The organism is Clostridium sp. BSD9I1, from assembly GCF_900185645.1.
GTDB lineage: Bacteria > Bacillota > Clostridia > Clostridiales > Clostridiaceae > Clostridium_AK.
Genome location: NZ_FYAM01000023.1, coordinates 688,632 through 714,764, shown reverse-complemented (window position 1 = coordinate 714,764; position 26,133 = coordinate 688,632). Strand labels below are relative to the sequence as shown.

General features: G+C 33.4%; 27 protein-coding genes. 25 read left to right on the top strand and 2 right to left on the bottom strand.

The window, feature by feature from the left end; genetic code table 11:
• Positions 1-21 precede the first annotated feature (21 nt).
• The 3 genes from BSD9I1_RS11000 (at position 22) to BSD9I1_RS10995 (ending at position 1,856) form a co-directional block, all read left to right on the top strand.
• A complete protein-coding gene (locus tag BSD9I1_RS11000; RefSeq protein WP_186430337.1) occupies positions 22-543 on the top strand; it encodes a PadR family transcriptional regulator in 522 nt (173 codons plus the stop codon).
• 509 nt (positions 544-1,052) lie between these two features.
• A complete protein-coding gene (locus BSD9I1_RS19015) occupies positions 1,053-1,187 on the top strand; it encodes a hypothetical protein (RefSeq protein ID WP_278281177.1) in 135 nt (44 codons plus the stop codon).
• Between the two features lie 21 nt (positions 1,188-1,208).
• On the top strand, positions 1,209-1,856 hold the full coding sequence (locus tag BSD9I1_RS10995; RefSeq protein WP_242966458.1) for a CPBP family intramembrane glutamic endopeptidase: 648 nt from the start codon (positions 1,209-1,211) through the stop codon (positions 1,854-1,856).
• Between the two features lie 105 nt (positions 1,857-1,961).
• On the opposite strand, the gene BSD9I1_RS10990 is transcribed toward BSD9I1_RS10995, so the two are convergent.
• Positions 1,962-2,885, bottom strand: coding sequence for an AEC family transporter (locus BSD9I1_RS10990; protein WP_186430336.1), 924 nt, complete (start codon positions 2,883-2,885; stop codon positions 1,962-1,964).
• Positions 2,886-3,036: 151 nt separating this feature from the next.
• Here BSD9I1_RS10990 and BSD9I1_RS10985 point away from each other — a divergent pair, with 151 nt between their 5' ends.
• The 20 genes from BSD9I1_RS10985 (at position 3,037) to BSD9I1_RS10890 (ending at position 22,106) form a co-directional block, all read left to right on the top strand.
• Positions 3,037-4,416: a cell wall-binding repeat-containing protein gene (locus BSD9I1_RS10985; protein WP_186430335.1), complete on the top strand. Its 1,380-nt coding sequence runs from the start codon at positions 3,037-3,039 to the stop codon at positions 4,414-4,416.
• Positions 4,417-4,616: 200 nt separating this feature from the next.
• On the top strand, positions 4,617-5,093 hold the full coding sequence (locus tag BSD9I1_RS10980; protein WP_035305310.1) for a DUF2975 domain-containing protein: 477 nt from the start codon (positions 4,617-4,619) through the stop codon (positions 5,091-5,093).
• A gap of 10 nt (positions 5,094-5,103) precedes the next feature.
• On the top strand, positions 5,104-5,313 hold the full coding sequence (locus BSD9I1_RS10975; protein WP_035305312.1) for a helix-turn-helix transcriptional regulator: 210 nt from the start codon (positions 5,104-5,106) through the stop codon (positions 5,311-5,313).
• A gap of 65 nt (positions 5,314-5,378) precedes the next feature.
• Positions 5,379-6,725 carry a radical SAM protein gene (locus BSD9I1_RS10970; RefSeq protein WP_186430334.1) on the top strand — a complete coding sequence of 449 codons (1,347 nt, stop codon included), beginning with the start codon at positions 5,379-5,381 and terminating at the stop codon, positions 6,723-6,725.
• A gap of 352 nt (positions 6,726-7,077) precedes the next feature.
• The gene (locus tag BSD9I1_RS10965; protein WP_186430333.1) at positions 7,078-8,964 is read left to right on the top strand and encodes an endonuclease MutS2; all 1,887 of its coding nucleotides are present in this window, start codon (positions 7,078-7,080) and stop codon (positions 8,962-8,964) included.
• 211 nt (positions 8,965-9,175) lie between these two features.
• A complete protein-coding gene (locus BSD9I1_RS10960; RefSeq protein WP_035305318.1) occupies positions 9,176-9,946 on the top strand; it encodes a DeoR/GlpR family DNA-binding transcription regulator in 771 nt (256 codons plus the stop codon).
• Between the two features lie 31 nt (positions 9,947-9,977).
• Positions 9,978-11,099 carry a DegT/DnrJ/EryC1/StrS aminotransferase family protein gene (locus tag BSD9I1_RS10955; RefSeq protein ID WP_186430332.1) on the top strand — a complete coding sequence of 374 codons (1,122 nt, stop codon included), beginning with the start codon at positions 9,978-9,980 and terminating at the stop codon, positions 11,097-11,099.
• Between the two features lie 228 nt (positions 11,100-11,327).
• Positions 11,328-11,789, top strand: coding sequence for a DUF1097 domain-containing protein (locus BSD9I1_RS10950; protein ID WP_186430331.1), 462 nt, complete (start codon positions 11,328-11,330; stop codon positions 11,787-11,789).
• Between the two features lie 206 nt (positions 11,790-11,995).
• A complete protein-coding gene (locus tag BSD9I1_RS10945; protein WP_186430330.1) occupies positions 11,996-12,631 on the top strand; it encodes a DUF5412 family protein in 636 nt (211 codons plus the stop codon).
• Between the two features lie 28 nt (positions 12,632-12,659).
• Positions 12,660-13,565 carry a hypothetical protein gene (locus BSD9I1_RS10940; protein ID WP_186430329.1) on the top strand — a complete coding sequence of 302 codons (906 nt, stop codon included), beginning with the start codon at positions 12,660-12,662 and terminating at the stop codon, positions 13,563-13,565.
• A gap of 274 nt (positions 13,566-13,839) precedes the next feature.
• Complete coding sequence (gene acrC / locus BSD9I1_RS10935; protein WP_186430328.1) at positions 13,840-14,985, top strand: acryloyl-CoA reductase; 1,146 nt, start codon at positions 13,840-13,842, stop codon at positions 14,983-14,985.
• An 18-nt stretch (positions 14,986-15,003) separates the two neighbouring features.
• On the top strand, positions 15,004-15,807 hold the full coding sequence (acrB, locus tag BSD9I1_RS10930; RefSeq protein ID WP_186430327.1) for an acryloyl-CoA reductase electron transfer subunit gamma: 804 nt from the start codon (positions 15,004-15,006) through the stop codon (positions 15,805-15,807).
• 21 nt (positions 15,808-15,828) lie between these two features.
• Positions 15,829-16,935, top strand: a complete 1,107-nt coding sequence (acrA, locus tag BSD9I1_RS10925; protein ID WP_186430326.1) for an acryloyl-CoA reductase electron transfer subunit beta — start codon at positions 15,829-15,831, stop codon at positions 16,933-16,935.
• Between the two features lie 122 nt (positions 16,936-17,057).
• On the top strand, positions 17,058-18,419 hold the full coding sequence (gene brnQ / locus BSD9I1_RS10920) for a branched-chain amino acid transport system II carrier protein (protein ID WP_186430325.1): 1,362 nt from the start codon (positions 17,058-17,060) through the stop codon (positions 18,417-18,419).
• A gap of 80 nt (positions 18,420-18,499) precedes the next feature.
• Complete coding sequence (locus BSD9I1_RS10915) at positions 18,500-18,958, top strand: beta-alanyl-CoA:ammonia lyase (RefSeq protein ID WP_186430323.1); 459 nt, start codon at positions 18,500-18,502, stop codon at positions 18,956-18,958.
• Between the two features lie 54 nt (positions 18,959-19,012).
• Positions 19,013-19,390: a hotdog fold domain-containing protein gene (locus BSD9I1_RS10910; protein WP_035305337.1), complete on the top strand. Its 378-nt coding sequence runs from the start codon at positions 19,013-19,015 to the stop codon at positions 19,388-19,390.
• Between the two features lie 28 nt (positions 19,391-19,418).
• Complete coding sequence (locus BSD9I1_RS10905; RefSeq protein WP_186430324.1) at positions 19,419-20,600, top strand: CaiB/BaiF CoA-transferase family protein; 1,182 nt, start codon at positions 19,419-19,421, stop codon at positions 20,598-20,600.
• Positions 20,601-20,675: 75 nt separating this feature from the next.
• Positions 20,676-21,134: a beta-alanyl-CoA:ammonia lyase gene (locus tag BSD9I1_RS10900; RefSeq protein WP_186430323.1), complete on the top strand. Its 459-nt coding sequence runs from the start codon at positions 20,676-20,678 to the stop codon at positions 21,132-21,134.
• 56 nt (positions 21,135-21,190) lie between these two features.
• Positions 21,191-21,568, top strand: coding sequence for a hotdog fold domain-containing protein (locus tag BSD9I1_RS10895; RefSeq protein ID WP_186430322.1), 378 nt, complete (start codon positions 21,191-21,193; stop codon positions 21,566-21,568).
• Position 21,569: 1 nt separating this feature from the next.
• A complete protein-coding gene (locus BSD9I1_RS10890) occupies positions 21,570-22,106 on the top strand; it encodes a nitroreductase family protein (protein WP_186430321.1) in 537 nt (178 codons plus the stop codon).
• 145 nt (positions 22,107-22,251) lie between these two features.
• Here BSD9I1_RS10890 and BSD9I1_RS10885 read toward each other — a convergent pair whose 3' ends face one another.
• On the bottom strand, positions 22,252-23,130 hold the full coding sequence (locus BSD9I1_RS10885; protein WP_186430320.1) for a MerR family transcriptional regulator: 879 nt from the start codon (positions 23,128-23,130) through the stop codon (positions 22,252-22,254).
• A gap of 260 nt (positions 23,131-23,390) precedes the next feature.
• On the opposite strand from BSD9I1_RS10885, the gene BSD9I1_RS10880 reads away from it, so the two are divergent.
• Together BSD9I1_RS10880 and BSD9I1_RS10875 are read left to right on the top strand one after the other, a co-directional pair.
• Positions 23,391-24,950 carry a UDP-glucose--hexose-1-phosphate uridylyltransferase gene (locus tag BSD9I1_RS10880; RefSeq protein ID WP_186430319.1) on the top strand — a complete coding sequence of 520 codons (1,560 nt, stop codon included), beginning with the start codon at positions 23,391-23,393 and terminating at the stop codon, positions 24,948-24,950.
• Between the two features lie 13 nt (positions 24,951-24,963).
• Positions 24,964-26,127, top strand: coding sequence for a galactokinase (locus BSD9I1_RS10875; protein ID WP_186430318.1), 1,164 nt, complete (start codon positions 24,964-24,966; stop codon positions 26,125-26,127).
• Positions 26,128-26,133: the final 6 nt, after the last annotated feature.

The following is a 26,133-nucleotide window of genomic DNA, read 5'->3' as shown; positions in this document are numbered from 1 at the left end:
GTAATTAAAGGAGATGTTTTTTTGATACCATTACTAATTTTAGGTTTGTTAAAACAAAACCCAGGTTCTTATGGATACGAATTATTAGCCTTAATGGAAGAGAAACACTATAAATATATAGTAAATTTCACTAAAGGATCATTTTATTATAATCTTCAACAATTAGAAGAAAAACAATATATTAAAAAAATTGAAGAGTTAGACAATACTAGAGAGACGCGTAATTATATCCTCACTGAACTAGGGGACAAAGAATTTGAAAAATTAATGTACAAATATGGCTCTAAGACAGATTATATAAACTTACCTTTTTATGCAGCAATGCTATTTGCTAATGAATATAAAAGCGAGGAACTAGTAAAACTAATAGAAATACAAATCGAACAAACTAAAAAGAAAATTTCTTTATTAGAAGAATCTCTTGAATATGGTGAAACTATCCCTAATTATTTTAGAAAAATGTTGGAAAATTCACGTTCTCATCATTTAGTAAATGTTCAATGGTTTGAAGGACTGTTAAAAGATATAAGAAATGAAAACTAATGAATGTTTAATATAACCTTCTATGTATTTATAAGCGGTAGCGTTAGTAAAAGCTACCGTTTTTTATATTACATATACATTTTAAACAAGAAATAATATCCTGGATGTTACCTTAAAACTTTTTCCGCAGAAGAGTTTTAAAGAAGTTACCCCTAAAGGGGTTGTAGAAAAGACAGTGCTATCCAATTTTCATTGAAGGTTCTATGACATCTTTTGCCTGATGCATAGGGTGGATTTTTAATAATGTCTACACTAAAGTTAGAGGCTTGTTTGTGTAATAGTTTCAGTATTGATTATGAAAAGTGTATGTGATATTGTTGATATATATGGAATTATATGGTGGATGATATTAATTTAGGTAGGGGACAAAAGCGAAAAGTAGGTGCACTAAAGAAGAAAATAAATGTTAAGAGAAGTAGCAGGAGATCCACCAGTCTAAAGTATATAAAAAATTTTGGCAGTGCCAATAGAGAAAGGGGGAGACAAAGGCGAAAGAGAAAAAGATTGACGTGATGTGGAAGTATGTAATCAATGCATACCTACTGTTTTGGGTAATGATTTTAGGAATTGGCGGTTTGGCATCTATGGTGTTTCATGCTCCAACTATTGTTATGAAGTGGATTACGGTATTGTGCAGCTGGTAACCAACTATAGTGCTTTTTATTATGTTAAAAAATCTAAAGGCTAATATGAATATTAGGGGATTTTATAACAGGGCTTTTAAAGGAAAATTGAAAATTAGTCTAATTTTAATTATACCAGTTTTAATAATCGGTATTTTCTTGATATCTGTATGGGTTCTGTCTGCAATTCAAAAAACATCTATTACAGCACAACTTATGTTTGTTCCATCTGCACTATTTAGCACCATTCTATTTACGATTTTACAGGGACCAACTGGGGAAGAATCTGGATGGCGCGGGTACTTAAGGCCGGAACTGGAGAAAAGATATGGTTTCATTAAAGGGAATCTCATTCTAGGTGTGGTTTGGGCATTTTGGCATACACCGCTTTGGTTTGTTGCTTCTGATTATAGTGGATTGCAGGCATTGATGTATATTGCTGCAAATATAGTTGTGATGATGTCTTTAACTATTATAATGGGGATATTTATGAAGAAGTGTGATAATTTGTTTATAGCATTTTGGATTCACTTTTGTTTTAATTTTTCATTAGTTTTTTTTGTAGGCGATGCTTATTTCTTTGTAATATTTTCTGTATTGTATGTGGCAGTTGCATTGGTTCTTCTTGGAATATATTTTAAAAGCAACAGAAAACTCACGTCTTGCCAGAAAGCAACACAATTATTTTAACTCTGAATAATTTTATATATGCTGATTGGTTCCAAGTGAAAAAGGAATAAAATATAACCTATCCCCCTCATTTTATAGGGGGATTTTTTTAGTTGATATTGGCCCTTACAATATGATTTTCAATAGTATAGTAACTGTAATTAAAGAAAGTAGTGTAGTTACAGATACAATAACAGCTGCATAATCCTTTTCTTTATCGAAAGTTTCTGCTAGTATCGAAGTCATGGCAGAAGCTGGCATAGCAGTCATAATAATAACTGTATTTACAGCTTTGGATGTTGCTAGTGCAAGTAATGAAATTAGGTAAATGATGGAGGGTATAAGTATCAATTTGGTAGCTATTCCGTAATATATTGTCCAATCTTTTATATATTCTTTTATCTTCACATCTGAAATTATAACTCCAATAATAATCATTGATAATGGACCAGTGATGTTCCCAATATTTCTTATACTGGATAATATTGCACCTGGCAATTGAATATTAAATATCATGATTATTACGCCTGCACACACCGCTATAATAGATGGATTGAGAAGAATTTTTTTTAGCTCATTTTTTAATTCCTTCTTTTGAAAATTGCCCTTATATAGAATAATTCCATATGTCCAAACAAATATTACGAAGAACATATTAAATATTGATCCATATACAATACCCTCAGCGCCATATATAGAATTTAGTATAGGGAATCCAACATAACCCGTATTAGTAAACACATTAGCAAAATGCAATACTATTTTTTTATCATTTTTTATTGGTAAAAGGAGCAGGTATGAAACAAGAATCACTATTATATAAGCGGCAATGCTATAATAGAATGTTTTTATAGCATTAGATTTAATAGCGTCATCATAAGTAAAGATAAAAGAAGAAAGAATCATAAGAGGCAATGTTATCTGTATAAGAATATCTATTAACCCTTTATTTATTTTTGGGGTTATAATTTTTTTCCTGGCGCCATATACTCCAACTAATATTATAAGAAATAATGAAATAACACTTTCAATAATAACAGAAAATTCCAAGACAATCCCCCCTTAGTTATATAGTAATCATCTTATGCGGAGATAGTTTTTATTGCTATGAAATATAGAATATTATACTAAAGAGATAGTCTTATCTACCGATAATAAAGTTTGGTTTTACAATAGAGCGTATAAAGGGAGGGATAACAAAGTGAAAAAAAGATATATTATTATTTCAGCACTTATGGCTATGACCATGGTAAATACAGTACAGGCAAAGGAAGCATATAGCGTAAATAGAATAGACGGTAGAAATAGGTTTGAAACTTCAGCTAATATTTCAAGCAGATTTAGCAGCACTCAAGTACAAAATGTAATTATAGCAAGCGGTAGTAATTTTCCAGATGCACTTACAGGAAGTGTACTTTCTAAAAAATTCAATGCTCCAATTTTACTTGTAGATAAAACAGTAAGCGGCAGTTCCAATGCAGTAAATTATATAAAAGACAATTTGGTAAAAGACGGTACAATCTATGTACTTGGGGGAAAAGCATCCGTAGACGATAGATTTCTAGACTATTTTAAATCTCAAGGGTACAATGTAAAAAGGCTTGGAGGCAGTGATAGATTTGCCACAAATAAAACAATCGTAAATTCCATGAATGCACCAAAGGGAACTCCAGTGGTTATAGCTAATGGGTATGGATTTGCAGATGCTTTAAGTATTTCAAGTGTTGCTGCATTAAACGGATATCCTATACTTATGAGTAATAAGATTAATTTACCTAGTGATATTAAAGGTGCTATAAATGATATTCAACCTTCTAAGGTATTTTTAATAGGAGGAGAAGGGTCTTTAAGTAATTCTCTTATAGATGAATTAAAGAACATAGTACCCTCATTAGATGATAGCAGCATAGTAAGAATTGGTGGAAATACTAGATATGAAACTTCATTAAATATATGTAAATATTTTGATTTAGATACGACTTCAGCAGTAATTGCAAGTGGAAAAGGCTTCCCGGATGCATTGTCAGGAAGTGCATTAGCAGCAAAACTAAACGCACCAATTATACTTACAGATGGAAGTAATATAATAGAACAAAAGAGATATTTAGATGCTACTAATTATTCCAATTTATTTTTACTAGGTGGTAAAGCTTCTGTTAGTGAAGTAGCAGCAAAGATATTAAATGGACAGGAGAGATTCTTGTTTCATGTAAATAAAGGATATATAAAAGACGGCAAAAGATATGTAGAAGGATATTTTGATAAATTTATTTCTGATTTAGATGAAGCACGTGAATATGAAAGAGAAACTGGAGAAAGCGTAATTGAACACGATGATGAATATGGTGACTTTCTTACCAATGATGGCTTTGATGCTCCTATCAGCGGTAATGTTACGTTAGAGGTAAGTAAGGATTTAAAAATCAGCGGAATAATATATACTGATGAAGGGTTAGATATGGCAGATTTTAATGGAAATTTTGGTTTTATAACCAGCAAAGATTATAATACATGGAAAATTTTTGATATAAATCTTCAAAATGGCATAGTAACAGAAATGAATCAACAATATAGACCATAAATTTGCCACGTGGGTGGCACGTGGCAAGTTAAAAATAACTGCATTGGTATTATACCAGTGCAGTTATTTTTATATACATGTGATTATTAATTGCTTTCGAATAAATCAATAAAAACATAACTGAATTCAATAAAATTTTATTGATAAACGATAAATGATGTGCTATTCTATATACATAAATTAAAAGAGAGGTGCTTTTTATGAAACAATATTCAACGATTTTCCTAAGGATAGCTGTGATTATTATTGGAATCCCAGTTCTTGCTTTGTGTATATTTGGGGTGTATTGGTTAACTAAAAATCCAACAAATCCAAATTATGCACATATACTTTACCCTGTAATAATAGGTATATATGTATCAGCGATACCATTTTTCGGAGCTCTATATCAGGCTTTAAGACTTTTAAGCTATATTGACAAGAACAAAGCTTTTTCGGAACTATCTGTAAAGGCTTTAAGGAATATAAAGTATTGTGCAAACATAATCAGTATCGTGTATGTTGTAATTCTACCATTTGTTTATCTTGTAGCAGAGAAAGATGATGCCCCAGGTCTTATAATAATGGGGATGGTCCCAATTTTTGCTTCAATGGCTATTGGAGTGTTTGCTGCTGTTCTTCAAAGGCTCCTGCAAGATGCTATTGATATAAAATCAGAAAATGACTTAACTGTGTGAGGTGAATAACATGGCAATTATAATCAATATTGATGTGATGCTGGCTAAAAGGAAAATGAGTGTAACAGAACTTACAGATAAAGTTGGAATAACCATGGCAAACCTCTCTATACTAAAGAATGGAAAGGCAAAAGCCATTAGATTTTCAACTTTGGAGGCAATATGTAAAGCTTTGGACTGCCAACCAGGTGACATTTTAGAATATAGAAATGACACATAAATTACAAGGGAATACTGAAAGTAGATTAGCTAAATGCTCTGTAAAGTTATTTCAGGAGGTAATATATGAAGATTAAATTAATTCAACCTGCAATGCTGCCAAGACCTATGGATACAAAGTTAAAAACAAGAATGTCTCCTTCACTGGCATTACTTACAATAGAAAATCTTACACCAAAGGAGCATGAAGTTATTATTCAAAATGAAAATGTTGAAAAGATAGATTTTGACGAGCCTGTGGATTTGGTAGCAATAACTGTCACTGTAGATGTTATGAATAGAGCTGTGGAAATATCAAAGGAGTTTAAAAACCGCGGCGTTACAGTAATTGCAGGAGGTATACATATTACGGCAGACCCAGAGGGAGCATTTAATAGTTTTGATGCAATATGTGTGGGAATGGCTGAAAGAGTTTGGACAAAAATTCTTAAGGATAAAGAAGAAAATTCACTTAAGAAGGTATACTATGATATGGAATCTATTTCTGGGAAGGAAATAGTATCACCTAGCTATAACATTATTGATAATAAAAAGTATTTATATACAAATATAATTAGTACAAGCAGAGGGTGTCCTTTTAAGTGTGACTTCTGCTATAATAGCTGCAAAGATACACTTAAAACTTATATTAACAGACCTATAGAGGATGTAATTAAAGATATAAATGCATTAAAAACAAGGCATATAATGTTTATTGATGATAATTTTATTGGAGATCCTAAGTGGACAAAAAAATTATTAAAGGAAATAAAACCTCTTAAACTAAAGTGGAATGCAGCAGTTACTTCTAATATAGTAGACATGCCTGAACTGCTAGATGAAATGAAGGAGGCTGGTTGTCAAAGCTTATTTATAGGTTTTGAAAGTATAAATAGTAAATCGATAGATAGTGTCCATAAGGTGCAAAATAGTGTAAAGAGATATGAGAAACTTGTAGATGAAATTCATAAAAGGGGAATAATGATAAATGCAAGTTTTGTTTTTGGATTAGATGAGGATGACCCCTCTGTATTTAAGAATACATTAGAATGGATAGTTAAAAATAAGATAGAAACGGTAACTTCACATATCCTCACCCCGTACCCTGGTACAAAGCTATACTCATCATTGATAGGGGAAAATAGAATTGTAGATTTTAATTTATCAAATTATAATACTGCGCATGTGGTATATAAACCTAAGAATATGACAGCAGAAGAATTATATAATGGATATCTATGGATATATAAAGAGGTATACACCTTTAAGAATATAATGAAAAGATTACCGAAATCCAAAAAGCAGTGGGTTCCATTTTTAGCATTTAACTTCTTTTATAGGAAGTTTGGAAAGCTGACTGAATTATTGTGCAACATAATTTCTTTTAAAAATACAGGAAGATTTTTTAGATGGATAGCTTATTTAATAAAGTAGGTTTAATAAAAATAACATTGACAGTTAGATTAAAATTAATATATATTATAAGAGATAGATTTCAAAGAAGAGAGGTATTTTTGTGAGTGTCTAGTATCTAAAATAGTTAACTTAATATTAATTCCAAAAAATGGGGCTTTATTATGCCTTTGTTTGTCATGGAATTAATTTGCACTATTGAAGATACAAGTCCACGAATTTACTTTAAAGAGGTAATTGAAATTACCTTTATTAATTGTTGAATTTTAAGCTGTGGAAGTATCCATGGCTTTTTTATTATACAAAAATAGAAATCTATCTAGATTTCGTTGACTTGTAGTGTAATAAAAGAAAGTAAGGAAGGGTTATTGATATGAATAAAGAAACATTAGAAAAATTACATTACTATGAGTTAAAAGAAATAATAAAAGGATATTGCGTTAGCGGATTAGGAAAAATATTAATTGATAAATTAGAGCCAAGCAGCAACATGAAAATTGTGAATCAAAGACTAAATGAAACATCAGAGGGAAGATCATTAATAGATGCTTCTTACCATATGCCATTAAAGGGGATTTTCAATGTACTTCCTCTTATTGATAAAATTGAAAAGGGAGCATCCCTAGAGGCAGCTGATTTAACTATGATGTCAAACTTTTTAAGTGGGTGCAGGAAAGTAAAGCTATTTATTAAGGATAAAGATGGGTATGCACCTACATTAAGTGCTTATGGAGAAAATATTTCTGATTTAAGCTACATTGAAGATGAAATAAACATCTCAATTAAAGGAAGTATGGTTGACTCAAATGCCAGCAAAGAATTAAAGAAAATAAGAAGATATATTGATATATGTGAGGGTAAGATAAAGGAGAAACTAGATAAATTCCTTAGAAGCAGTGAAAATAAAGAATATATTCAAGAATTCTTTATTAGTCAGCGTAATGGGAAATATACGATTCCCATTAAGGCAGCATATAAAAATCAAGTTCAAGGAACAGTTGTTGAAGCATCCTCAAAGGGAAGTACTGTTTTTATAGAGCCAAACACTATATCAAAGTACACCAGTGAACTAAATGTATTAAAGGCAGAAGAAGCCGTTGAAGAATATAGAATATTAGCTACTTTAACAGATATGCTTTTCCAGAGAATAAGGGATTTAAAGATGAATATTGATGTTATATCCGAGTATGATATGATTTTGGCAAAAGCTAAATACAGCAAAGAAATAGATGGAATTAAGCCTAAGTTAAATGATCATGAATATATTAAAATAATTAAAGCAAAATATCCTTTAATTAAGAATAGCGTACCTTTAGATTTTGAAATTGGTAAAAGCTACAGGGGACTAATAATAACAGGACCTAATGCAGGGGGTAAAACTGTAGTGTTAAAGACAATTGGACTCATCACATTAGCGGTGCAGTCTGGATTCCATATTGAAGCAGCAAAAGGTACAGAGCTTTCAATATTTAACAATGTGTTTGTTGATATAGGTGATAATCAAAGCGTTGAAAATGCTTTAAGTACATTCTCATCACATGTAAAAAATCTAGCTGAAATAATAAGAGAAAGCACAAATTCAACATTATTATTGTTTGATGAAATTGGCAGTGGAACAGAACCCAATGAAGGATCAGCTTTGGCCATTGCAATACTAGAAGAACTATATCATAAGGGATGTATAACTATAGCAACAACTCATTATGGAGAAATAAAAAACTTTTCAAAGGAACACCCTGATTTTGAAAATGCAGCTATGGAATTTGAAAAGGACACTCTTGAACCGCTATATAAGCTTAGTATTGGGAAGGTAGGAGATAGTAATGCCTTATATATTTCTAAAAAGATGGGAATATATGACTCAATTATAAGTAGAGCAAGAGAATATATTAATACTAAAAATTATAATTATAATTTAATAAAAGATAGTAAGAGTGTTAAAAGTAAAGAGGAAGAGGAAGCTGAGAATTTATATGAATACTCTGTAGGAGATAAGGTTATTCTTTTAGAAAATAATGAGTCAGCCATTGTATATAAGGGAAGAGATAGATTAAATAATGTGACTGTACTATATAACAATGAATTTATTGAAGTTAATTATAAGAGAATGAAACTGGAATTAAAGGCAAGTGATCTTTATCCAGAGAGTTATGATTTAAATCAGCTATTTGTAAGCTATAAGGAAAGAAAATTAGAAAGAGACATTGAGAGAGGATCTAAAAAAGCATTGAAAAAAATAAGAAAAGAAAGCTTAAAATAAATTGCTAAATAATATGAATGAAATTGTAGTATAATAAACTTTAAAGAGGGCTGTGTTGCGGTCCTCTTTAACTTTTATATTATTATCAGAAAACATGCATAAAAAAGCAAATAAATGCAAAAAATCATTAACAAAGTGGCAAATAAGTGGTATTATTATAATATGTAGGAAAAGCTATGCTTAAGGTACAAATGAAGGGGGCTTTAATAAAATGTTTGCAGAAGAACGCCGGGAGCTTATACTCTCCAAGGTAAAGACACTCGGAAGGGTATTTGCAAAAGACCTGGCGGAAGAGCTTCAAGTCTCAATAGATACCATAAGAAGAGACCTTAAAGCAATGGAGAAAAACGGGCTTTTAAAAAGAACTCATGGTGGTGCAGTACCCTTATCTAAGGTTAGAAGACTCCCAATGGATGAAAAAATTAGATATGGTGATGGAACAGAGCATCAAAATGCTGTTGCCAAACTAGCTGCAGCTTATGTTGAACAGGGCGATACTGTATTTATAGGTGGAGCTAGCATTCATTATGTTTTATTAAAATACCTGCCTTTGGATATAAATTATACAGTAATCACAAATTCACTTACAATTGCAGAAAAACTTAAGAGTTTAAGTAATGTTGAAACCTACATAGTATGTGGAAAGATAAAGAGTGAAGAAGGAATAGTTGATGCCTTGGCTACTGACTTTATAAAAAACCTACGAATTGATATAGCTTTTTTGACTGGTGGAGGAATTTCAGCTAAACATGGATTAAGCAGTTCTACACCAGAAGGAGCCATTTTTCAGAGGACGGTAGCACAGGTATCACGCAGAAGGATATGCCTTGCAAATTTTGATAAAGTAGGCACAGAGTTTTTTTCAAAGACAGTGGGTGCAAAAGATCTGGATATACTAATTACAGATTGGGAAGCACCAGAGGAAGAAGTTGAGGAAATTCAGAAGCTTGGGTTAAAGGTTTTAATAGCAAAAGAAATATAGAAAATATAAACAATAAAAAGGAGATGTAAAAATGAAAGTAGATTTTTATACTTCTCAAAGGGAATACCTTGAGAAAAAAGGTGAGTTTGACAAAGCAATTCAATCAGTTATCGAAAAAGGAAATTTCATACTTGGTGAGCAGGTACAACAGTTTGAAAAAGACATTCAGGAATACACAGGTGCAAAATATGCTATTGCAGTAGCTTCAGGTACTGATGCATTAATTATAGCATCAGACATACTTGGATTTAAGGAAGGAAAGGAAGTTATAACTTCTCCTTTTACATTCCTAGCTTCCACATCATGTATAACAAAACACAAGGGAAAACCTGTTTTTGTAGATATTGATGAAGATACCTTTGGAATAGATGTAAATAAAATTGAAGAAAAAATAAACAAGAACACAGTAGGAATACTACCAATACATTTATTTGACCAGATGCCAGATATGGATAAAATAATGGATATAGCAACAAGACATGATTTAAGAGTATTAGAAGATGCTGCAGAGGCCTTTGGAATGAGATGGAAAGGAAACGGCAGCGAATATAAGCATTCCGGAACAATTGGAGACTTTGGAGTATACTCATTCTTTCCAACTAAGACCCTTGGAGGTTACGGTGATGGCGGCATGATCGTAACTAATAATGAGGAGCTAGCAAAGCTTGCAAAATACTTCAGAGTGCATGGTGCCTCCAAGAAATATCATTATGATTTCATAGGATATAACTCAAGATTAGATACACTTCAGGCAGCTGTTTTATCAGTAAAATTAAAATATATAGACGAGGCTTTAAAGAAAAGAGATGAAATAGCTAAGTTATATTTTGACAGGTTAAGTGATTGTGAAAATATTAGATTGCCTAAAGTTAAAGGTGACCAAAAGCAAGTTTATTATGTATTTAATATATTGGCTGAAAAAAGAGATGAACTAGCAGAGTACTTGAAGAAGAATGAAGTTGGCTACAGTATATACTATCCAATGCCTCTTCATATGCAGAAGTGTTTTGAGTATCTTGGATATAAAAAGGGTGATTTCCCAGTAGCTGAAAGAGTATCAGAGCAAATTATTGCGCTTCCAATTTATCCTGAAATAACTACTGAAGAAGTTGAATTTGTATGTGAAACAATTAAGAAATTTTATAAAAAATAGGTGTAGATATTATAGATATCCCTTAAATTTAAGGGGTATCTTTTTATTTAATAGGAATAAACTCATTTGATAAAATGCTAAATGGAGTATCAGGAGTTGAACTTAGAATGGCATTAATGTATACTTATAGGGTTGTTCAGGGAAGAATTAGTTTAGAGAAATTTGTACAAATAAAATCAACTAATGCTTCATGAATAGTAAGACATTAATTTAAATCAGAGGTGACAGATGAGTTCTTTAATAGCACTTTCATTAACAACAGCAGTTCTTTGTGGAGTTTGGGTTTATGTAGCTGGGATAGTAGGTCTTCTAGGATGGGCTGGATTTTCCGGGTGCACAAGCTTCTTTGCGGCGGGAGGAAAAAGGGAAGGATTAAAAAAATCTATTATTGCAAATATAACTGGAGTAATTTGGGCCATGATTGCAATAAAATTAACTCCTGTGCTAGATATTCCAGCAGCAGGAGCCATTATGACAGTTGTAATAACCTTTGGTATGTGTGCTCAAGCAAAAAGTAAATGGCTTGAATATATACCAGGAACATTCTTTGGAAGTTTCTCAACTTTTGCTGCAAATGGAGATTGGAAAGTTGTATTACCTTCACTTGTACTAGGCGGTATATTAGGATATGCATGTGAGTGGAGTGGAGCCTGGCTTTTCAAAGTTGTTAATAAAGAAGTAGAAAATTAGAAAAAGCATATTTTGGGCATCTGCAAATAATTGCAGGTGTCCTTTTTATATAGAAGTATACTTTAATGATCTTACAGTAAGTGTTAGAATAGGATATATATTCATAGTGAACAGCTAAGAAATTATATTGTAAGGGGTTGAGTTTAATTTGATATTTTCATTTAACCAAATATGCTTAGATGTTAACAATTTATAAGGGGGACTAAATGGACTTCAAAAATATAATTGAAGAAAAAATTTGGGTCTTAGGAATAGCACTGTTGATTTGCACTATATTAACTTTAAATAAAGTTTATTTTATTTCCAATGTAGCACAAAATATTTATTATGGAATATATGTTGCTTTATCAATTATAGGTATTTTAACTATTCGTAAACAGTATGATTTAAGAATTCACCATGGGGTATTTATAATATTTAATTTCTTAGTTATATTTGTAGCATATCTTGATCATTTTATTGCGTTACCTCTAATTCTTATATTTCCTTTGCTTTGCGCTAAAAAGTGCCATATAGTATTTAAAATTTTTTCTGCTATTTCATATATTTTGCTTCTAGTTATGATGTCATTTACTTTGTTTGTAAGATTATTTTTTACATCTACAACATTAGTGAAGACAATAAATTCTCCAAATAATAAGCAGCAAGTTGAAGTTTATTCTATAGACCAAGGCGGCTTAGGTGGTTCTACTCGTGTAGATTTAGCAAAAAAATACTGTTATATATTTAAGAAAAATCAGCGTATTTACCTTGGAGATTATGGAGAAGATAGGGATGTTAGATGGGTAGACAGTAATCATGTTCAAATTCAAAGTAAAATTATAGATGTTACGTTACGATAAAAATTTATATGTAAGGAGAAATTTTATTATGATTAAAAGCAGATTTATGAGGATATTATCTATAATTGTTGTGGTAGCTTCGCTTACTGCATGTAATCAATTAAAAAAGGCAGATAATACATCTAGTACAAATAAAGAAGTTACTAATAATTCAACTAATGAAGCTTTAAAAGCTTCAAGCAATGGCAGCGGTGAAAGTCTAGCTGATTTACAAAATGAATATAAAAACTTAGATATGTCAAAAGGTAAATTTCAAAAGGGGTATTATGATTACCAAGGTGCTATAAATAACAACCTTTTAATTCAAATGAGCATTTATCCATTACCAAATGAAATAGTTGGCTCATATTTTTATAAGAAACAGGGGAAGGAAATTAAGTTAAAAGGTAAAGCAGATGAAAAAGAAATTATACTATATGAATATGATAAATCAGGTAAGAATACAGGGATATTTAAAGGGACTATGGACACAGTAGATAAAATCCAGGGAACTTGGATAAGTGGAGATGGAAAAATAAACTACCCATTTAGTTTATCCCTTAAGAGTATTCTTCCTGGAAGTGAATATGGAAAAAGATATGCAGTAGCAGTAGGTGAAATAAGTGATAAAGATGTAGAGAAATTTGCTAGCAAAATTCAAAGTTATATAATAAATGATAATAAAGAAAAGTTAGCTGGAGAAATAAATTATCCAATTAATGTTAAAATAAATGATAAGACTAGAAAAATACAAAATAAAGCTGAATTCATTAAGAATTATGATTTGATTTTCAATTCTAAGTATAAACAAGTAATGACTAATGCATCCTCAAAATATATGTTTGCAAACTACAAGGGAGTTATGTTTGGAGAAGGTAATTACAATATGTGGATTAATGGAATTGCATCTACTGATGGTAGTTCTAAACTAATGATAACGGCTATAAATAATTAAATTAAGATTCAAAGGAGTCCAAGAGAAATAATTCTTTTGGGCTCCTTTTTTCCTTCTCTACAGTGGCTGGAGGGCTTAATGAGAAAATAGGATATACTTGTGGTTAAAATTTCCATAAGTCTATTGACCTTCCACCAACTGTATAAAGTAAAGTTTTATATGAAGGATAGTAAAAAAATATTAAAAATAGGTTTGAAACATGAAAACCTATGCGTTAAATATGATTTCTAGAAATGTTTCTACTTGTATATTAAAAGAAAGGATGGAAGAAAGTATGGATTTTTCATTAACCAGAGAACAGGAAATGATTAAAAAGTTGTCTAAGCAGTTTGCTGAAAATGAATTAGAACCAGTTGCAGCAGATGTTGACCTTGAGCATGCTTTTCCAGCGGAAAATTTAAAAAAGATGGCAGCACTAGGCTTTACAGGGATTGGTGTTCCTAGTCAGTACGGAGGTTCTGGCGGTGGTGCATTGGAAAAGGTTATAGCTGTTTCGGAGTTTGCAAAAAAATGTATGTCTTCTGCAGCGATTTTATCAATTCATTTAATTGCACCTCAAGCTATCTCTAAATATGGTAGTGAACAGCAGAAACAAAAGTATCTTCCCATGCTTACAAAGGGCGGATCTTTAGGAGCGTTTGCACTTACTGAGCCAAATGCTGGTTCTGATGCAGGATGCGCAAAGACGACGGCTATTTTTGATCCTGAAACAAATGAATATATATTAAATGGGACAAAATGCTTTATATCTGGGGGCAGCCGTGCGGATATACTTATAATATTTGCACTTACACAGCCTAATAAGGGATTAAAGGGAATGTCAGCAATCATAGTTGAAAAAGGTACGCCAGGTTTTAGTATTGGTAAAATTGAGACAAAGATGGGACTTGCCGGTTCTGAAACGGCTGAACTTGTATTTGAAGATTGCCGTGTTCCAGCTGCTAACCTTCTTGGAAAAGAAGGACAAGGGTTCAAAATTGCAATGCAGGCACTTGATGGAGCGCGTATAGGGGTAGGTGCTCAAGCTGTGGGAGTTGCAGAAGGCGCTTTAGACCTTTCTATTAAGTATTCAAATGAGCGTGTACAGTTTGGTAAGCCAATTGCAAATTTACAAGGTATTCAGTGGTATATCGCTGATATGGCAACAAAGACAATGGCTGCAAAAACTCTTGTACAGTATGCTGCATATCTTGAAGATGCTGGGAAGTCTTTTACAACAGAGGCTGCTATGTGTAAGCTTAATGCTTCTGAAAATGCACGTTTTGTCACAAATTTGGCGCTCCAAATCCATGGAGGCTATGGCTATATGAAGGACTATCCATTAGAGCGTATGTATCGTGATGCTAAGATTACAGAAATTTATGAAGGTACTTCAGAAATTCATAAAGTAGTTATCTCCAGAGCAGTGATGAGTAAATAAAAAAGGAGTGTAGGAATAATGAGAATTTACGTTTGTGTTAAACAAGTTCCAGATACTTCAGGAAAGGTTGCTGTAAATCCAGATGGAACTTTGAATCGTGCTTCTATGTTAAGTATCACTAATCCGGATGATATGAGCGCAATGGAGCAGGCACTTATACTTAAGGATGAAACTGGATGCCAGGTAACAGCAGTAACAATGGGGCCTCCTCAAGCAGAAGGAATGCTTCGTGAGCTTCTTGCAATGGGTGCAGATGATGCTGTTTTAATTTCTTCACGCGAGTTTGGCGGCTCTGACACATTTGCAACATCACAGATTATTGCAGCAGCAATTACACATCTTGGAATCGGTAAAGATGACACTATCCTCTGTGGTCGTCAGGCAATTGACGGAGATACAGCACAGGTTGGGCCACAGATTGCAGAAAAGCTTGATATTCCTCAGGTTACTTATGCAGCTGAAATTGATAAGAAAGATAATGTTCTAGTTGTAAAGCGTATGCTTGAAGATGGCTATATGATGCTTGAGGTTCAGACACCATGTCTTATCACATGTATAAAAGACAATAATGTTCCTACTCGTTATATGACTATAGACGGTATTATAAATTGTTATAAGAAACCACTTACCATCCTTGACTTCGAAGCACTTAAGGACGAGCCGTTAATTGAGATTGACACAATTGGGCTTAAAGGATCACCTACTAACATATTCAAGTCATTCACACCACCACAGAAGGGTGTCAGTGTAATGTTTGAAGGTGATAACAGAGAGGCAATATCAGATTTTGTAGGCAGATTACAAAGTGACCACGTTATATAATTTGAAAGGAGACATGGAAATATGATGTTTAATAGTTCCGATATAAGTGCATTCAATGATATTTGGGTATTTTGTGAACAGCGTAATGGAAAATTAATGAATACTGATTTCGAATTGATCTCTGAAGGTCGTAAACTGGCTGACGAACGCGGCTCAAAGCTTATCGGCATACTTCTTGGACACAACATAAAAGATGTTGCTAAGGAAATTGGAGGATACGGTGCAGACAAGGTAATTGTATGTGATGATCCTGCGTTAAATGTTTACACAACAGATGCATATACAAAGGTGCTTTGTGAGGTTGCAATGGAGAGGAAGCCTGAAGTTATTTTAATTGGTGCATCTAACATTGGCCGTGATTTAGGGCCACGTTGTGCAGCTCGTTTGCATACAGGTCTTACAGCAGACTGCACACACCTTGATATTGACATGGAGAAGTATGTTGATTTTCTTGAAACATCTTCTACACTTGATTTATCCAAAACAACCTTCCAGATGGAGGATATGAACTTAAAGATGACACGTCCAGCATTTGGAGGACATCTTATGGCAACAATCATCTGCCCACGTTTCAGGCCCTGTATGTCAACTGTACGTCCAGGAGTTATGAAGAAGGCAGAGTTTAGTAAGGCTAAGGCAGATAAATGTGAAATAGAGGTATATCCTGTTTCTATTTCTGAAAGTGAAATAAAGACTAAGGTTCTTAAGGTTGTTAAAGAAGCAAAACAGATGATTGACTTAATTGGTGCAGAGGTTATCGTTTCTGTAGGTCGTGGTATCGGTAAAAATGTTGAGGCAGGAATCGAGCTTGCACATAAGCTTGCAGAAGCTTTTGGCGGCGGGGTTGTAGGTGGAAGTCGTGCTGTTATTGACTCTGGCTGGCTTTCGGCAGATCATCAGGTTGGACAGACAGGTAAGACTGTACATCCCAAAGTTTATATTGCCCTTGGTATTTCTGGAGCAATTCAGCACAAGGCAGGTATGCAGGATTCAGAATTAATAATTGCAGTAAACAAGGATGGGGGGGCTCCAATCTTTGACTGTGCAGACTATGGTATCACTGGAGATTTATTTAAGATTGTTCCAATGATGATTGAGGAAATTACAAACACAAAAAACAATAAATAACTAACCTTACCCTAGGGGCACAGTTAAGGTGCCCATTTGTGAATATACGTTAAAAAAATATCAAATATGGGATTGACTTTCCAATAAATGTAATTAATATAATAGTATTAGGGGGGATGTGTATGAACAATAATTTAAATGAGAATGGGGACTTGAAATTACCAGCATTATTTTTAATGGGTGGTGCACTTTTTTCAATGCACTTTGGTGCATCGAGTATGGTATGGCCAGTAAACTGGGGTAAAGAAAGTGGTTCATCTGTATGGCTTGCATTTGCTGGAGCATTTATAACAGCTTTATTACTTACATTACTTGCTTATGTTGCATTATCAAAAGGTAAGGGTACTTATAATGAAATTACCAGACGCGTACTTGGAAAGAAACTAGGTATATCATATACAATCATAACTATTGTTGTGCTTGGACCTCTGTATGCTATTCCTCGTATGAGTGCAGCGGCTTGGGACTCTATAGTACAAGCTTTTGGTTTGAACCCAGAAGTAAGATTACCTCTGATAATATTTACTGTATTATTTTATTTGGTAACTTATTGGTTCTTAATGAGCCCCGGAAAGACAATGGATCGTATTTCACAAATTCTGTTCCCATTCCTTATTATCATTGTTATTATCGTTGTAGGTAAGGGAATGATTACGCCAATTGCAGAGCCAGTTGCAAAGTCATATCCAGGTTCAGCATTTGCTTATGGTTTCACAAATGGTTATGCAACAGCAGAAATTCTTTGTTCATTAATATTTGGTGTTGTTATCCTAAATGGACTTAAACAAAAAGGTGTTTCTGATGAACGTATGAGTAAAAATATTATCAGAGTAGGCGTTGTTGGTATAGCAATGCTAAGCATGACACACCTTTGTCACATGTTAATAGGTGCTTCTACAGGGGGCACAATTGATTTAAGTTACACAGCTCTTTATACAGCAGTTGCTACTAAACTTATTGGACATTTAGGGGGAATCTTATTCTCAATTGCACTATTCTTTGCAGCCCTTACAACAGCAATCGGTATGACTTCCGGATGCGCTGAGTTCTTTGTGGATGTAACAGGAGGAAAGATTGATTATAAGAAGGCATCTATTGCAGTCTTGATTTTTAGTACACTCTTTGGATGTATGGGTCTTGCTTCAATACTTACAATCTTAGGACCAATACTTGATGGTATATATCCAGCAGCTATTGTACTCGTTATATATTATTCATTAATGCCAAATAACCAAAATAGAAGACACTTAAACCTATGCCGTTATGCAATGATAACAGCATTGGTATTTGGTATCTTAGATACCGTTTACACTTATGGAGTTAAATTAAATATAAATTTAGGGTTTTTGAATACATTTTATGAGAGCCTTCCACTAGCATCTGAAAAGCTTGCATGGTTCCCATGGACAGTAGCTGCCGGACTTATTGGCTATATAGTATTCTCAAAAAACAAAGCAGCAGTAGAGGGAAATATAGAAGTTTAACGGCTTAAAACTTAGGTAAATAGATGCTTGTAGAATTTTGCAAGCATCTAAATAATATAAAATATTAGGGGGATGTCATAATGAGAAAAGTATCTTTTTTAAGCTATAATATGACAACAGCAGATGCCAATAATCCAGATGGATTAGTGCCAATTGGGCGTCAGTTTGATTTCATAGGGGACGTTGAGACAGAAGAAATGATTTTATGTGATGGTGATGAGTCACTTTGTCTTGGATATCATGATGTTAAATGTTATAAGGACATTTATGTAGGGGATATGGTTGATTTTAAAGCAACTCTTACACACGTAGGAAACACATCCCGTGACTGTAAAATAGAAGTTTTCAAGCTTGCTACACCTGCTTTCCGTGAAGGTAAGACAGATTATAAACCAGGAGATATGGTTTGGTTTGATGAGCCTGTACTTTGTACAGAAGGAAATGTTCGACTTGTAGTTAAGAAGCACTTACAGCGTGGAGAACAGCCAGACGGAGCAGTAATTAATCCATGGCGCCCACTTGAGGATTTTCCAGAATAAATTAAGGCTTGAAAAGAGTTAAACTAAAAATATAGAGTAAAGGGGAATTGTGTTATGAATGAACAACAAACAGTAACATATCGTTATAGAATGTCAGACCGTGACGTATTTTATGGTGGCGGAGTTGTAAATGGAGCAAGAAACATCACACTTATGAATGATACAGCAAATCGTCTTATGGCAAAGGTATTTGGAAACACAGGTCATTGTGTTGAAGTAAAGAAGGTTCGCCTTTATGTTCCTTCACATGCAGGTGACTACATGGAGTATATTGCAAGAATTAAAAGTATAGATGGAAACCGTGCATTAATTGAGGTTCGTTCTTTCAAGATCATTGAAGTTCCTGAAAATCCTGAATTCCCAAGTTCTATCGATGTACTACCTGATCCACCATTATCAACAGTAGTTCAGTTTGTTTACGAGACATATTAATAAATTACAGGTATAGGGGGAGTTATAAATGAGAAAAGCACTTGAAGGTATAAAAGTAGTTGACCTTACTTCAGCATTAAATGGACCATTTTGTACAATGATATTAGCAGACTATGGCGCAGATGTTATAAAAATAGAACCAGTTGGCGGTGAACAGTGCCGTGAATGGGGACCAATTGATGAAAAGAGCGGTGAAAGTGGTTTTTATAGCTTTGTAAACCGTAATAAAAAAGGTGCCACTCTTAATCTTAAATCTGAAAAAGGACGACAGATGTTCTATGAGCTTGTTCGCGATGCTGATGTTTTGGTTGAGAACTATAAGGGTGGTGTTACAAAGAAGCTTGGTATTGATTATGAATCTGTAAAGAAGGTTAATCCAAATATTATCTATGCTTCAGGATCAGGTTTCGGTCAATATGGACCAATCACACACCGTCCTTGCTATGATATCGTAGCACAGTCTATGGGTGGTATGGTTAACCTTACAGGCTTTAAGGATGGGAATCCTGTAAAGGTTGGGCCTTCGGTTGCAGATCACGTTGCAGGTATTTACTTATCAGTAGGTGTACTTTTAGCTCTTTACAACCGTGAGAAGACAGGTGTGGGTCAGCATGTTGACGTAGCAATGTTTGATACAATCTTTAGTTTACTTGAAAATGCAATCGTAAATTACACGGTAGGTGGCTTTATACCAGAACGTAACGGAAATGTGGATCCATCTATAGCTCCATTTGATATATTTGATTGCAAGGATGGTTTTGTTGCTCTTGGAGTAGGCAATGATAGATTATTCGAGAAATTCTGCTTAACTATAGGACATGAAGAACTTATGGAAGATCCTCGCTATAAAACAAACGTATTGCGCTGCGAAAATTATATACCAGAATTACAAAACTTAATCCGCAGCTGGTGTAAGGAGCACTCAAAGAAAGAAATAGAAGATATAATGGATGACGCAGGAATTCCATGCGGTCCAGTACTAAATATTAAGGAAGCAATAGAGCATCCACATATTCAGGCTCGTGAAATGATGGTGCATTGTGAGCACCCAACAGCAGGAGACCAGTATTTCCAGGGCTGTGTTATAAAGCTTTCAGAAACTCCAGGTAGCGTAGAAACTCCATCTCCAATGCTCGGACAACACAATGCAGAAGTTTTCGGACTTACAGCAGAAGAACTTAAAGAGCTTAAGGCAGAAGGAGTAATATAAGTTAAGTTAAGTATATAGCAATATAGAACGTGACTGCTTTAACAGGCAGTCACGTGAAAAATAGGGGGTATCATAATGAGAAAAGTATCTTTTTTAAGCTATAATATGACAACAGCAGATGCCAATAATCCAGATGGATTAGTGCCAATTGGACGTCAGTTTGATTTCATAGGAGACGTTGAAACAGAAGAAATGATTTTATGTGATGGTGATGAGTCACTTTGTCTTGGATATCATGATGTTAAATGTTACAAGGATATTTATGTAGGCGATATGGTTGACTTCAAAGCAACTCTTACACATGTAGGAAACACATCTCGTGACTGTAAAATCGAAGTTTTCAAGCTTGCTACACCAGCTTTCCGTGAAGGTAAGACAGATTATAAACCAGGAGATATGGTTTGGTTTGACGAGCCCGTACTTTGTACAGAAGGAAATGTTCGCCTTGTAGTTAAGAAGCACTTACAGCGTGGAGAACAGCCAGATGGAGCAGTAATTAATCCATGGCGCCCACTTGAAGATTTTCCAGAATAAATTAAGGCTTTAAAAAACAGGCAAACTGAAAATATAGAATAAAGGAGAATTATGCTATGAATGAACAACAAACAGTAACATATCGTTATAGAATGTCAGACCGTGACGTATTTTATGGTGGGGGAGTTGTAAACGGAGCAAGAAACATCACACTTATGAATGATACAGCAAATCGTCTTATGGCAAAAGTATTTGGAAACACAGGTCATTGTGTTGAAGTAAAGAAGGTTCGCCTTTATGTCCCTTCACATGCAGGTGACTACATGGAGTATATTGCAAGAATTAAAAGCATAGATGAAAACCGTGCATTAATCGAGGTTCGTTCTTTCAAGATTATTGAAGTTCCTGAAAATCCAGAATTTCCAAGTTCTATTGATGTACTACCTGATCCACCATTATCAACAGTAGTTCAGTTTGTTTACGAGGCATATTAATATGAATGTAATAGAATCTATTAAAAAAAGACGAAGCATCCGTAGATATAAATCACGTAAGATAGAACATGAAGTGATAGAGCAGCTTATTGATTGTGCAAGGTGGGCTCCATCCTGGAATAATTGTAAAGCTGTTCGATATACAGTTATTGAAAAAGACAATGAGATTCAGACAATTGCGAGTACTTTGGTAGCACCTGAAAATGTACACATTGTTGAAAATGCTCCAATGCTTCTGGCTCTTTCTATTGTAAAGAACCGCTCTGGTTACGAAAGAGATGGCTCTACTTCTACAGCTAAAGGAGCGACATGGGAGATGTTTGACACTGGACTTGCATGTCAAAATATTTGCCTTGCAGCAGAAGAATTGGGACTGGGGACTGTAATTATGGCATCTTTTGACGAAGAAGGAGTTACAAAATTTATTGATTTGCCGGAAGACGAATTGATTATTGTATTGGTTGCATGTGGATATCCAGCAGAGGAGCCAAAGGCCCCAAGAAGAAAAGAAGTTTCAGAAATTTTGCGTTATCATTAAAAGGCATAATTAAAAAGGGGTAGTAGTTTCAGTTAGTGAATATGCTACAAAGCAGAGATTCGTCAAAATCATTATTAGCTTCGTAGTAATTTCAGTTAGTGAATAATACTACCCAAGGGGTATCATTTAAAAGCAAGAATAGGGCCTATTTTTTCTTTTCGCAATCAATTTTTGTTACTGGGATTATTACTTTTGTAATATGCTCGTCTACGTTATTTACATCAAGAGGTGATATAATAAATTCTTCAGATATATTACCGGCAATCTCGTAACCATTTTTGTTAATCCACTGTATCATTTCTATATGAGTATTTATAATATTCGAATAATTTCCAACGTGAGTAGTAGTAGCCGCAGTAAAACCTCCAAACTTTCTGCAATTATCGCATTCAATAGGAGATTCTATGCACATTCCAAATTCAACGATTGAATCCTTAAACAAAAACTGCTCAAGAGGGTTTGAATGGTATGTAACAACAATTGATCCCTTACTCTTTAGCTGCAGCTTACTACATAAATCAGTTATTTCCATCCATCTTTCTAAAGAAACCTCTGAATTTGAATAATTTTTCATTACTTTTTTAGTAAACACTAAATCGATTTCAGGAATTTTTTCAATGTGTATACTTTTGCAAGTAGCATCCTCTTTATCGCAGTAGGAAATGATGTCTGCTCCTTTTTTCAGCCTTTCCAAAAAGGTATAGGCATCGTAATATGTTTTTTGAAGTTTATTTATTTCATCAGATATTTCTAAAAGTTTGCATTCTATACTTTTTTTAAAGGTTTCAGTTTTATTATCCTTTACAATTTGCTGGATTTGTTCTAATGTAAATCCAAACATTCTTAGTTTACGAATTATACATAATGTTACCATTTGGTTCTTACTATAATATCTATAGTTATTTACTTCATCCCTAAATTCAGGTACAACCAATTTTATTGAATCATAATAGCGCAATGTTTTTCTAGGAATATTACAAATTTCTTCTACCTCACCTATACAATACTTATCTACTTTTTTCATTTATAATCCCCCCAGATAATACCCTTATTGTTATATTTTACCATCAACATGGAAGAAGTGCAATAGTTTAATAGTTAGAAACTAAATATCATTGTTATAATTATAACATGAATTAAATAAAAATATTAATCATAAAATTTATGAATCTTTAATACATAAGTATGGTAATGGGGTTTTAAAGTAAATAGAAATCTAAAATACTTAAGTATTTACTCCTGAGACCTTTTTCATTAAACATAGGGAAAGGAATGGATGTTTATATGAAGAAAATCAATATTTCTCTAGAAATTGATAGATTATTACAATTTGCATTAAAACATAAAATGATTGAAAAGATAGATATCATACCTTCAAGGAATGCCTTAATTGATTTACTCAATGTGGATGAATATTTACATTCAGACATACCTAATGAAGACATAGAAACACCACAGAAAATCCTAGATAATATTTTAGCTTATGCTATAGATAAAGGATTATTACAAGATAACACAGTAACATATAGGGAATTATTTGATACAAAACTCATGGGACTTCTTATGCCAAGACAATCTGAGGTTGTTAAGAATTTCTTTAATACTTATAAAAATAAGGGTGCAGAATATGCTACCGCTGAGTATTATGAGCTTTCAAAGGCATCTAATTATATAAGAATGGATAGAATATCACAAAATTTATACTGGAATACAGAAACGGATTACGGAAGTTTAGATATAACAATTAACTTATCTAAACCTGAAAAAGATCCTAAGGAAATAGCAGCGGTTAAAATGATGCCTGAAAGAAGTTATCCCAAATGCTTATTATGCATTGAAAATGTAGGGTATGCTGGGAGGATTAATCATCCTGCAAGACAAAATCATAGGGTTATTCCCATAAATTTAAATGCTGAGCAGTGGTATTTACAATACTCTCCCTATGTTTATTATAACGAGCACTGCATTCTTTTCTATGAAGAGCATGTTCCTATGGAAATTTCTAATAAAACATTTAGTAGATTGTTTAGCTTTATAGAACAGTTTCCGCACTATTTTATGGGGTCAAATGCAGACTTACCCATAGTTGGCGGATCAATACTCAGCCATGAGCATTTTCAAGGAGGAAGACATACTTTTCCAATGGAAAAGGCGCCTATTGAATATTACTTTTCAAGAAAAGATGAAGAAATTAGGATAGGAATTGTAAAATGGCCTATGTCTGTCATAAGATTATCTTCGAAAAATGTAGATAAGATTATTGAGTACTCATCAAAGATTTTAACTTCATGGCGTAAGTATAGTGACGAAGAGTTAGACATTATTGCTTTTACTAAGGGAAACGGAAAGATTATTAATCATAATACTATAACGCCTATTGCAAGAAAAAATAAACATGGTGAATTTGAAATGGATTTAGTTCTTCGTAATAATAGGACAACGGATAAATATCCAGATGGAATATTTCATCCTAATAAAAATCTTCACCATATTAAGAAAGAAAATATAGGGTTAATTGAGGTTATGGGATTAGCAGTGCTTCCTGCGAGACTTAATATAGAGCTTAAAGAAATAGAAAAAATTCTTCAAGGAAGGGTAAAGCTTACTGATGAAATGAAAAAGGATAAAAATTGCTCATTATATAAACATATGTCATGGATAGAAGAGTTAATTTATGAATATGGAACAAGCTGCAGTAACGAGGAAAGCAGCAAAATAATTAAAGATGAAGTGGGGTACAAATTTTTAAATGTTCTTATGGATGCTGGAGTTTACAAAAGGAATGAAGAAGGATTTAAAGGGTTAATAAAGTTTGTAAATACGGTAAACTTTGAAGGGATGTAGAGGAGGATAAGGTATGCAGATTGATGAATTAAAAGAGGAATTTAGAAAGCTTTATGGGCGCGGAGAAATGAGAACATTTACTTCTCCAGGAAGAGTAAATTTAGTTGGAGAACATATAGATTATAATGGGGGATATGTTCTGCCCTGTGCGTTAGACTTTGGAACCTATGGCTGCGCTCGTAAAAGGAACGATAGAAAAATAAATTTTGCTTCAACAAACTTCAATTTAAAAGTAGAAGTTGATATTGATGAAATAAAGTTCAGTGAAAGTGATGGGTGGGCTAATTATCCAAAAGGTGTAATAGTAGAAATGATGCAAAGGGGATATAAGGTTTATGGCATGGACATACTTGTCAGCGGAAATATTCCTAGTGGTGCTGGTTTATCCTCTTCTGCATCCCTTGAAGTGCTAATGGCAGTGATTATTGATAACCTGTTTAATGAAGGAAAGCTAGATAGGATTGAACTTGTGAAGCTTTGTCAGAGGGCAGAAAACACCTTTGTAGGAGTAAATTGCGGTATAATGGATCAGTTTGCTATAGGGATGGGCAAGAAAAATAAAGCCATATTATTAGATTGTAATACATTAAAGTATAACTATTGCAATGTAGATCTTAAAGATAATTATCTTGTAATTTTAGATACGAATAAGAGAAGAGCTTTAAATGAATCAAAATATAATGAAAGAAGAGCAGAATGTGAAGAAGCTTTAAGAATACTTCAAACACAAAAGCAAATAAATGCTCTTTGCCAGTTAAGTACAGAAGAATTTAATGAAATGGAGAAGCTAATTAAAGAAGATAATGTGAGAAAAAGGGCCAAACATGCAGTTTATGAAAACCAGAGAACGAAGGAAGCTTATAAGTATCTTAACGAAGGTAAAATAGAAAAATTTGGAGAACTTCTTACAGAGTCTCACAATTCCCTTAGAGATTTGTATGAAGTTTCAGGTAAGGAACTTGATACCATTGTTTCTGAAACGTTAAAAGTTAAGGGATGTCTTGGCGCAAGAATGACTGGTGCAGGTTTTGGGGGATGTGCTATAGCTATTGTGAAAAAGGCTGAAGTAAATAATTTTACTTGTATAGTTACAGAAAATTATAAAAATAAAATGGGATATGAGCCAAGCTTTTACCTTAGCGGCATTGGTGATGGAACTGAAGAAATATATTCTTAAGAATAA